11 protein-coding genes are annotated in these 8,893 nt (G+C 30.2%); 6 read left to right on the top strand and 5 right to left on the bottom strand.

What is annotated here, in order from left to right:
• Nucleotides 1-77: 77 nt before the first annotated feature.
• The 4 genes from AB1Z17_RS01630 to recA all read right to left on the bottom strand — a co-directional run bounded on the left by AB1Z17_RS01630 (nt 78) and on the right by recA (nt 3,600).
• Complete coding sequence (locus AB1Z17_RS01630) at nt 78-1,037, bottom strand: succinylglutamate desuccinylase/aspartoacylase family protein (RefSeq protein ID WP_368050047.1); 960 nt, start codon at nt 1,035-1,037, stop codon at nt 78-80.
• Nucleotides 1,027-1,902, bottom strand: a complete 876-nt coding sequence (gene rimK, locus AB1Z17_RS01625) for a 30S ribosomal protein S6--L-glutamate ligase (RefSeq protein ID WP_368050046.1) — start codon at nt 1,900-1,902, stop codon at nt 1,027-1,029. The genes AB1Z17_RS01630 and rimK overlap by 11 nt, the downstream gene beginning before the upstream one ends.
• Nucleotide 1,903: 1 nt before the next feature.
• Nucleotides 1,904-2,350: an ATP-dependent zinc protease gene (locus tag AB1Z17_RS01620; protein ID WP_368050045.1), complete on the bottom strand. Its 447-nt coding sequence runs from the start codon at nt 2,348-2,350 to the stop codon at nt 1,904-1,906.
• A gap of 242 nt (nt 2,351-2,592) precedes the next feature.
• Nucleotides 2,593-3,600 (bottom strand): recombinase RecA, encoded by a 1,008-nt coding sequence (recA, locus tag AB1Z17_RS01615; protein ID WP_368050044.1) that lies wholly within the window; start codon nt 3,598-3,600, stop codon nt 2,593-2,595.
• A gap of 96 nt (nt 3,601-3,696) precedes the next feature.
• On the opposite strand from recA, the gene AB1Z17_RS01610 reads away from it, so the two are divergent.
• Together AB1Z17_RS01610 and AB1Z17_RS01605 are read left to right on the top strand one after the other, a co-directional pair.
• Complete coding sequence (locus AB1Z17_RS01610; RefSeq protein ID WP_368050043.1) at nt 3,697-4,209, top strand: DinB family protein; 513 nt, start codon at nt 3,697-3,699, stop codon at nt 4,207-4,209.
• A gap of 10 nt (nt 4,210-4,219) precedes the next feature.
• Nucleotides 4,220-4,561 carry a cupin gene (locus AB1Z17_RS01605; protein ID WP_368050042.1) on the top strand — a complete coding sequence of 114 codons (342 nt, stop codon included), beginning with the start codon at nt 4,220-4,222 and terminating at the stop codon, nt 4,559-4,561.
• Nucleotides 4,562-4,683: 122 nt separating this feature from the next.
• On the opposite strand, the gene dxs is transcribed toward AB1Z17_RS01605, so the two are convergent.
• Nucleotides 4,684-6,453 carry a 1-deoxy-D-xylulose-5-phosphate synthase gene (dxs, locus tag AB1Z17_RS01600; RefSeq protein WP_368050041.1) on the bottom strand — a complete coding sequence of 590 codons (1,770 nt, stop codon included), beginning with the start codon at nt 6,451-6,453 and terminating at the stop codon, nt 4,684-4,686.
• 189 nt (nt 6,454-6,642) lie between these two features.
• Here dxs and AB1Z17_RS01595 point away from each other — a divergent pair, with 189 nt between their 5' ends.
• The 4 genes from AB1Z17_RS01595 to AB1Z17_RS01580 form a co-directional block, all read left to right on the top strand.
• The gene (locus tag AB1Z17_RS01595; RefSeq protein ID WP_368050040.1) at nt 6,643-7,209 is read left to right on the top strand and encodes an RNA polymerase sigma factor; all 567 of its coding nucleotides are present in this window, start codon (nt 6,643-6,645) and stop codon (nt 7,207-7,209) included.
• A 25-nt stretch (nt 7,210-7,234) separates the two neighbouring features.
• Complete coding sequence (locus AB1Z17_RS01590) at nt 7,235-7,711, top strand: hypothetical protein (RefSeq protein ID WP_368050039.1); 477 nt, start codon at nt 7,235-7,237, stop codon at nt 7,709-7,711.
• 93 nt (nt 7,712-7,804) lie between these two features.
• Nucleotides 7,805-8,323 carry a hypothetical protein gene (locus AB1Z17_RS01585; RefSeq protein WP_368050038.1) on the top strand — a complete coding sequence of 173 codons (519 nt, stop codon included), beginning with the start codon at nt 7,805-7,807 and terminating at the stop codon, nt 8,321-8,323.
• Nucleotides 8,324-8,396: 73 nt separating this feature from the next.
• A partial coding sequence (locus AB1Z17_RS01580) for a hypothetical protein (RefSeq protein ID WP_368050037.1) occupies nt 8,397-8,893 on the top strand: 497 nt, incomplete at its 3' end.

Here is an 8,893-nt window from a genome sequence, read left to right as displayed (position 1 = left end):
TTAGCTGTAAAACTAATATTTTTTAACACTTGTTTTGAAGTATATCCAAATGATATATTATCAACTTTTAGCATAATTTATTCAAATCCAATATGAAGTATAGCGTCACCTTGGTTAACAATTGGAGAATGATTAGAATTTAAAACATACCCTTCATGAGGATTCTTAAAAACAGTTTCATAATCTCCAAAAGGATCTGAAATACTTCCTAATTTTACTCCTTTTTCTACTTTTTGACCAACATTAATATAAGATCTGTACATTCCAGATCGCTTGGCTCTAATCCATTTAGAAGATTTAATTATTATTGGCGGATTTTCGAAAGTTGCTTTTGAAATTTTTGAAGAAAAATCTCGCATTCCTAAGTAATGCAAAATGTTTATGGCGCCTTGAACCCCAACTTTAGTAACAGCTTTATCAAGATTTAAAGATTTTCCACCTTCAAATAAGACTACCTTTTTACCCATATTAGCCATTGATTTTCTAAAGGTTTTTTCTAAATTTTTACTATAAACAATATAAGGAGAACCAAATGTTTTAGCCAATTTTAGTGTTTCTTCATCTTTTGCATCAATTCTAACTTGAGAATAATTAAAACGTTGAGCTCCTCCGGTGTGGTAATCTATACAATAATCTACTTTTGGAATTACTTTATTCATTAAATGAAATGCAAATCTACTTGCCAATGAGCCAGTGCTGGAACCTGGAAATGCTCTGTTTAAATCCCGACCATCTGGAAACTCTCTAGATTTATTTAAAAACCCAAAAACATTTAATACTGGAATACAAATTACAGTACCTTTTTCAGGTTTATTTAATCCCGAAGCAATAATTTGACGTACAATTTCTATTCCGTTTGTTTCATCGCCATGGATTCCTGCAATTAATAACAAACACGGGCCTTCTTTTAATCCTCGAGAAACAATTATTGGCACTTCTATTTTTGTTCCAATACTAAGTTGGGCAATGTCCATTTTTAATTGAACGGTTTCACCTAAACCAATTCTCTGATTTAAAATTTTAAAATCATTCGGCATGGCGCTCTATATAATGAATTATTTTTCCTGCAATATCAATACCTGTAGCGGTTTCAATTCCTTCTAAACCAGGCGACGAATTTACTTCTAAAATTAGTGGTCCACGTGCCGATTGTAACAAGTCAACTCCTGCAACTCCTAATCCCATAACTCTGGCAGCTTTTAACGCCGCGTTCTCTTCATCTATAGATAGTTTTACAATTTCAGCAGAACCTCCACGGTGTAAATTAGAACGGAATTCCCCTTCTTTTCCTTGTCGTTTCATAGCTCCAACTACAACGCCATCAACTACAAAAACACGAATATCTGCTCCTTTGGCTTCTTTAACAAATTCTTGTGCAATTACCCTTGCTTTTAAACCATTAAAAGCTTCTAGTACTGAAGTTGCTGCAGTGTGTGTTTCTGCTAAAACAACTCCCAATCCTTGTGTGCCTTCTAAAATTTTAATTACTAAAGGCGCCCCACCTACACTTTCTATAACATCATCTACATTTTTAGAATAGTTGGTAAATACAGTTTTAGGCAAACCCAAACCAGCCCTAGAAAGTACTTGTAAGCTTCGCAATTTATCACGCGAACGCATTAATGCCTGTGATTCTACAGCTGTAAAAACTTTCATCATTTCAAACTGACGCACAACAGCTGTTCCAAAAAAGGTAACTGATGCTCCAATTCTAGGTATTACGGCATCTACATTAGTTATTAATTCGTGTTTATAGCGTATAGCTGGTTTTTTTCTTTCAATAATAATATCACACTTCGTATGATCTACTATTAACATTTCATGATTTCTTTTTTTCCCAGCTTCAACAAGTCGTTTTGTTGAATATAAATTTGGATTTCTTGATAAAACAACAATTTTCATGTTATTGATTTTTTTTATTTAATTTTTTAAAGGAAAGGTTTTTCTTTGCGGTATCTATAATAAATTTTTTCGATAAAAATTTCCTTCCTAAAAGCACTGGATACATCATTGAACCTCTTTCTGTTAATGACAATTCTATGTTATGAACTTCATTAAAAATAAGAATTTCTGTTTCTACTATAAATCTATTTTCTATACTTCCGTTTGAACTTTTTACATTTTTTTGAAAAAACTCCTTAAAATAAAAATATTTTTCGTGGTACTTCTCATGTTTAGGATCTAAAAACTGGCATTTTAATACTTCGTTTTCAACTTCAATATGATGACAATGAAAACTGGAGGTATATGCGCCTGAATCTATTTTAATATCAATTCCAAATAATTCTAATTTTGGAAAATCAACAATGTCTGTTCTTCCGATAAGTGTTTTTATAATGGGTTTTTTCAAAGTTTTAAATGCTACTATCTTAATATATGAATTATAAATCAAAAATAGACTATTATTTTAATCAGCAAGGTTTTTGCTATGTTTTGTTTTTAACGCTCTTTAAAAAATCCGTATAGATTAGCTGCGCCAAACCTTAAGGTTTATCTGACTACATAGTAATAAGAACACACAACAAAAAAAGCCTATTCAAAAATAATTTTTAAAATAGGCTTTTATAATATTTATAAAAAAAGATTTTAATCTTAGTCTTGATTATTAATAGCTTCTTTAATTTTTGTTTCTAATTCTTCAGCTAAATCTGGGTTATCTGCTATTAAAGCCTTTACAGCATCACGTCCTTGTCCTAATTTTGTGTCTCCATAACTAAACCAAGAACCGCTTTTTTTAACAATTCCAAATTCAACTCCTAGATCAAGAATTTCGCCTGTTTTAGAAATTCCTTTTCCATACATAATATCAAACTCAGCAATTGTAAAAGGAGGTGCTACTTTATTTTTTACCACTTTAACTTTGGTACTATTTCCAATAACTTTATCTCCATCTTTAATTTGAGTTCTTCTTCTAATATCTAAACGAACCGATGCGTAAAACTTTAGCGCATTACCACCTGTTGTAGTTTCTGGATTTCCGAACATTACGCCAATTTTTTCACGTAACTGATTGATAAATATAACTGTACAGTTTGTTTTATGAATAGTTCCTGTTAATTTTCTAAGTGCTTGTGACATTAAACGAGCGTGTAATCCCATTTTAGAATCTCCCATTTCACCTTCAATTTCACTTTTTGGTGTTAGGGCTGCAACCGAGTCAATTACTACAATATCTATAGCTCCAGAACTAATTAAATTATCAGCAATTTCTAAAGCTTGTTCACCGTGATCTGGTTGAGAAATAATTAAATTATCAATATCTATTCCTAAGTTTTGTGCGTAAAAACGGTCAAAAGCGTGTTCTGCATCAATAAAAGCGGCAATACCTCCAGCTTTTTGAGCTTCAGCAATTGCATGTAATGTTAACGTTGTTTTACCCGATGATTCTGGTCCATATATTTCAATAACTCTTCCTCTTGGATAACCACCAACACCTAAAGCTAAATCTAATCCTAATGAGCCCGAAGAAATTGCATCAATATCATCTATTGCAACATCTCCCATTTTCATTACTGTTCCTTTTCCATAAGCTTTATCTAATTTATCTAAAGTAAGTTGTAATGCTTTTAATTTTGCTACCTTTTCTTTGTCTTCTGCCATAATCTTAATTAAATGAGTTAAAATAGTTTATCGCTAAAATATAAAAAAGTATTGAGTATATTTAGCGTTTATATAATATTTATTAACTGTTTTCAAATGAAAAAAATACTGCTACTAACAATTTTTGTTACTATGATTTCTAATAAATTACAATCTCAAAATGATGCGAAATCTGCTTTTTTGATAAAGTGGGAAAATTCAAAAAACTATTTATTAGAAATGGCCGAAGCTATGCCTGAAGCTAATTATAATTTTAAACCTACAGAAAGACAAATGAGTTTTGAAAAACAATTACTTCACATTCGCCAAAATATGGTGTGGTTAAGTGAAACTTATTTTTTGAAAGATGGTGAGAAATCTGAAAAAATTGAGCCTAAAACAAAAGAAGAAATTATAACGCAATTAACAGCTTCATTTAACAGAGTTTCAGAAATAATTAAAACAATTACTAATGAAGATTTATCAGTAGAAGTTGAGTTTTTTGCTGGACCAAAATCTAAACTTCAAATTTTAAATTTACTACAAGACCATGTTACGCATCATCGCGGACAATTAATTGTATATTTAAATTTAAATAATATAACACCTCCAAAATATTCTGGTTGGTAAAATTTTTATTATGAAAAAAGCATCACTCTTAGAAAATATAATTTACAACGAAACAAAGCCTGCAATTTCAGTATTATTTGAAACAGAAACCACTAAAGAAATTAGAATTGTTTTTAAAGAAAATCAACTTATGAAAGAGCACAAAACTTCTTTTCCAATAACTGTTGAGATTTTTGAAGGCGCTATCAATTTTGGTGTAAATGGTACAATTTACAACTTAGTAAAAGGCGATTTGGTTTCTTTAGAGGCAAGTATGCCTCACGATTTAGTTGCAAAAAAAGACAGTATTGTTAGGTTAACGTTGTCTAAATTAGATACAGTTGATAGGGTTATTAAAGTAACTGATAGTTAATTACTTTTATATGTCATTCTTTCGAAGGAAGGAATCCATATCCAATGTTATAGCTTTTTAATAAAATACTATATAGATACCTGCCTACGTAGGTACGACATTAAATATAAAAATGTTAATAATTACAGTTCTAAAAAGAAATTTTTTAGCTGCTCTTTTGATAAATGAATAGTCTCAAATAACGCCTCCGTTTTACCGTGTTCAACAAAATTATCTGTAATTCCGAGGTTTTTTATTGAAGTGTTTTTATAATTATTTTCAGCAGCAAATTCTAAAATAGCACTTCCAAAACCACCAACAATAGTCCCATCCTCAATAGTAACAATGGTTTTAAATTTTGCAAATATTGTATGAAGTAATGCAACATCTAAAGGTTTTACAAAACGCATATTGTAATGCGCTACCTTATTTTTAGGCAATTCTTTTTGAAGTTCTATAATCCTATTTCCAATAGTTCCAATACTTAAAACAGCAATTTCTTCACCTTCCGAAATACAAGTGCCTTTGCCTATTTCAATTTCTGAAAAAGGTTGTTTCCAATCAATTATAGTACCTCTTCCTCGCGGATATCTTATGGTTAGCGGAAAATTAACACCTAATTGTGCCGTGTACATGATATTGCGTAATTCCACTTCATTTAAAGGCGCAAACACTACTAAATTTGGAATGCAACGCAAATATGCAATATCAAAAACTCCGTGATGTGTTGCGCCATCTTCACCCACAAGTCCTGCTCGGTCTATACAAAAAACGACAGGTAAATTTTGAATGGCTACATCATGTATAATTTGGTCGTAAGCACGTTGTAAAAACGTAGAATAGATTGTACAAAACGGAATTAATCCTTGAGTTGCCATTCCCGCCGCTAAAGTAACTGCATGTTGTTCTGCAATTCCAACATCAAAAGCTCTTTCTGGAAATATATCTATCATTAATTTTAATGAAGAACCGGTTGGCATTGCCGGAGTAATTCCTACTATGTTTTCATTTTTTGTTGCTAATTCAACAATGGTTTCACCAAATACATCTTGATATTTTGAAGGTAGTACTTCATTACTTTTAGCAATTAATTCGCCCGTATTTTTATCAAATTTACCTGGAGCGTGGTATTTTACCTGATCTTGTTCCGCTTTTTCTAAACCTTTTCCTTTGGTGGTAATTATATGTAAAAACTTTGGACCTTTAATTGATTTTAGGCGCTCTAATTCGGTAATTATGGCTTCAATATTATGACCGTCAATGGGGCCTGAATAATTAAAATTTAAGGCTTCAATAATATTATTTTTCCTAACTTTTTTACCTGCTTTTACATTTGTAAAATAATTTTTTAACGCGCCAACACTTGGATCAATTCCCATAGCATTGTCGTTTAAAATTATCAGCAAATTTGCGTCGGTAACACCTGCGTGATTCAATCCTTCAAAAGCCATTCCGCTAGCAATTGAAGCATCGCCAATTACTGCAATATGTTGTTTGTAAAAATCTCCTTTTAATTTTGAAGCAATTGCCATTCCTAATGCTGCCGAAATTGAAGTTGAAGAATGTCCGGTACCAAAAGGGTCGTAAACACTTTCTCTTCTTTTTGGGAACCCTGAGATACCTCCTAATTGTCTGTTGGTATAAAAATCCTGTCTTCTTTCAGTTAAAATTTTATGTCCGTACGCTTGGTGACCAACATCCCAAATAAGTAAATCATTTGGCGTATCAAACACATAATGCAACGCAATAGTAAGTTCTACAACTCCTAAACTAGCACCTAAATGTCCTTCTTTTGTTGCAACAATATCAATAATAAAATCTCGTAATTCCTTCGCCACTTTTGGAAGTTGTTCTTTAGAAAGTTTTCGTAACTCCTTTGGATTATTAATATGTGCTAACAAATTGTTTTTCATTACTACAAAATTACAATAATTTGCATTGTAAAATATTTATGTTTTCAAAACTTCAATAAATTCATCCCCAATTTTTTAATTTCAAAAGAAAAATTGAACCCTTTTCAAACTATTTCAATTTATAAAGGTCTAATAAATAGTTGTTAATTTATTTTAATAACTTTAGTATGCTTAAAAAACTTTTAAAAATTGAAAACCGAAACAGCTTTTATTAATAGTTTATTAAACGAAAAAAAGAAAGATAAGGCATTTAAAGAATTGCTGGATCTCTATCAAAAGCGTTTGTATTGGCATATTAGAAAGTTAGTAATTACTCATGAAAATGCGAACGATGTATTGCAAAACACGTTTTTAAGAGTATATAAAAGCTTACCGAAATTTAAACAACAAAGTAGTTTACATACTTGGATGTTTAAAATAGCTTACAACGAATCGATTCGGTTTTTAAACAATGAAAACAAGAAAAAGAACGAATCTTTAGACGATATAAGTAAAACCTACTTAAACAATTTAACTTCAGATCCATTTTTTGAAGGAGATGAAGTACAATTTAAATTACAACAAATTTTAGCAAGATTGCCTGAAAATCATCGACACATATTTCAAATGAAGTATTTTGATGATTTAAAATTTAAGGAAATGGCAGCTATTTTAGGAATTAAGGAAGGAACTTTAAAAACATCCTATTATGCTACGGTAAAACATATTAAAGAAAATATGATAAACGTAGAACTTTTATCAAAAAATGCGGTCTAACTATTACATTACTAATGCTTAAATTATGGATTCTAAAAAAATTAAAAATAATATAGATTTGGAAAAAGTACACAAAAACGATTTAGGTTTAGGTGTGCCTGAAAATTATTTTTCAACATCTGAAAACGAACTATTAGCAAAAATAGGAAGTGAAAAGAAAACTAAGATAGTTCCATTATACCAAAACAAACTTATTTGGTTTGTTGCTGCTGGAATTGCGCTATTAATGGCACTAACTGTATTTAAACCAAATGCGTTTCCGGGTATAGATAAAACCCCTTCAATAGTTTCAGATACCGTAAATAAATTTCAGAATTTAGATTTGGTTTATAATTTGTTTCTTAATGATACACAAGATATTACAGTAGCTTCTCTTTTTATGGATGAAACTGAAATTAGTAATTATATAGCAAATAATATTATTGAAGAAATACTTATTGATGAAGAAATAGATTCTTTTATGTTAGAAGATATATTACATTATGATTTAGATTTAAATTAAATTTTTTATAAGTTTTAAAACTTTTCAATTTTTTAAAGGTCTAAACATTAGAACGTTCAAAACAACAAAATTATAACTTAAAAATATTTAAAAATGAAACCATTTAAAATAATCGCAGTTTTTGTACTTGGAATTATACTTGGAATTTCCACTATAAATGCACAGCAAACTAGAGAAAGAAATCAATTAAGGTTACAAAACCTTACACAAGAACAACAACAACTATTTCAAGAACAGCAAGCTTTAATTAAGCAAAATAGAGAAACTTTAAAAGCTACTCTTACAGCAGAGCAATTGGCAATTTTAGAGAATACTGAGTTAACAAAACAAGAAAGACACGAAGCTTTAGTTGCAACATTTACAGAAGCGCAGCAAGCTTTAATGGCAAATAATAGAGATCGTGTTAGAGAAATTAAAGAACAATTTAGAAATACCATTACTTCCGAGCAACGACAACAAATCCGATTGCAATTAAGAGAGCATAAAAACACTGAAAGTGGCAACGAAATACGTAAAAATATTCGTGAACAAAGAAAAACAAATAGAAAAACAAATAATAGTAATGGATCAGAAAATGATTCTGGAGGTGGCAAAGGTAAAGGTAATGGATAACGGAGAAAGCTAAAAATTAAATAAAGTGGGTGTAATTAATTACACTCACTTTTATCTTTTAAATAATTAAAAAATGAAAACGATTCTGATCTATTTATTTCTAATTTTTTGCACTGTTTCTGCGTTTTCACAAGAACCTCCCCCTAAAAAAATAGCTATAGACCAATATATTGATGAATTGCTTTTAGAAGAGCAATCTTTAGATGAGTTACTTGCCTCTTTTATAAATTTTCATTTTTTATATCTTTCCGTAAATTATAATAGCGATACTTACTTTTCGGGTCGTGATATTGACATAGATCAATACAATATTTCACCACAAATTACTTATATGCATTCCAAAGGGTTTTACGCAAGTATTTCTGGAATATATTATAGCGAATTTATTCCAAAATGGGATGTTACAACTGCCACAATTGGTTACGGTAAAAGTTTTGGAAAAAATAAAATATGGAGGTATTATACTTCTTTATCAGGATATTTATATTCTGACAATAATATTGATGGTTTATACAACGGAAATATAAGTGCTGGTTTTGGCATTCAAAATAAAAGTAGAACTCTTGGTAC

The organism is Lutibacter sp. (genome assembly GCF_040883305.1).
GTDB lineage: Bacteria > Bacteroidota > Bacteroidia > Flavobacteriales > Flavobacteriaceae > Lutibacter.
The sequence above is the reverse complement of the archived record's forward strand: the minus strand, read 5'-3'. Positions and strand labels throughout refer to the sequence as shown.

Bases quoted from the DNA above. Each gene is read 5' to 3' on its own strand.
- recA (WP_368050044.1), bottom strand. From the start codon at position 3,600: ATGGCAGAAGACAAAGAAAAGGTAGCAAAATTAAAAGCATTACAACTT.
- AB1Z17_RS01590 (WP_368050039.1), top strand. From the start codon at position 7,235: ATGGATTCTAAAAAAATTAAAAATAATATAGATTTGGAAAAAGTACAC.
- dxs (WP_368050041.1), bottom strand. From the start codon at position 6,453: ATGAAAAACAATTTGTTAGCACATATTAATAATCCAAAGGAGTTACGA.
- AB1Z17_RS01605 (WP_368050042.1), top strand. From the start codon at position 4,220: ATGAAAAAAGCATCACTCTTAGAAAATATAATTTACAACGAAACAAAG.
- AB1Z17_RS01630 (WP_368050047.1), bottom strand. From the start codon at position 1,037: ATGCCGAATGATTTTAAAATTTTAAATCAGAGAATTGGTTTAGGTGAA.
- AB1Z17_RS01585 (WP_368050038.1), top strand. From the start codon at position 7,805: ATGAAACCATTTAAAATAATCGCAGTTTTTGTACTTGGAATTATACTT.
- rimK (WP_368050046.1), bottom strand. From the start codon at position 1,902: ATGAAAATTGTTGTTTTATCAAGAAATCCAAATTTATATTCAACAAAA.
- AB1Z17_RS01610 (WP_368050043.1), top strand. From the start codon at position 3,697: ATGAAAAAAATACTGCTACTAACAATTTTTGTTACTATGATTTCTAAT.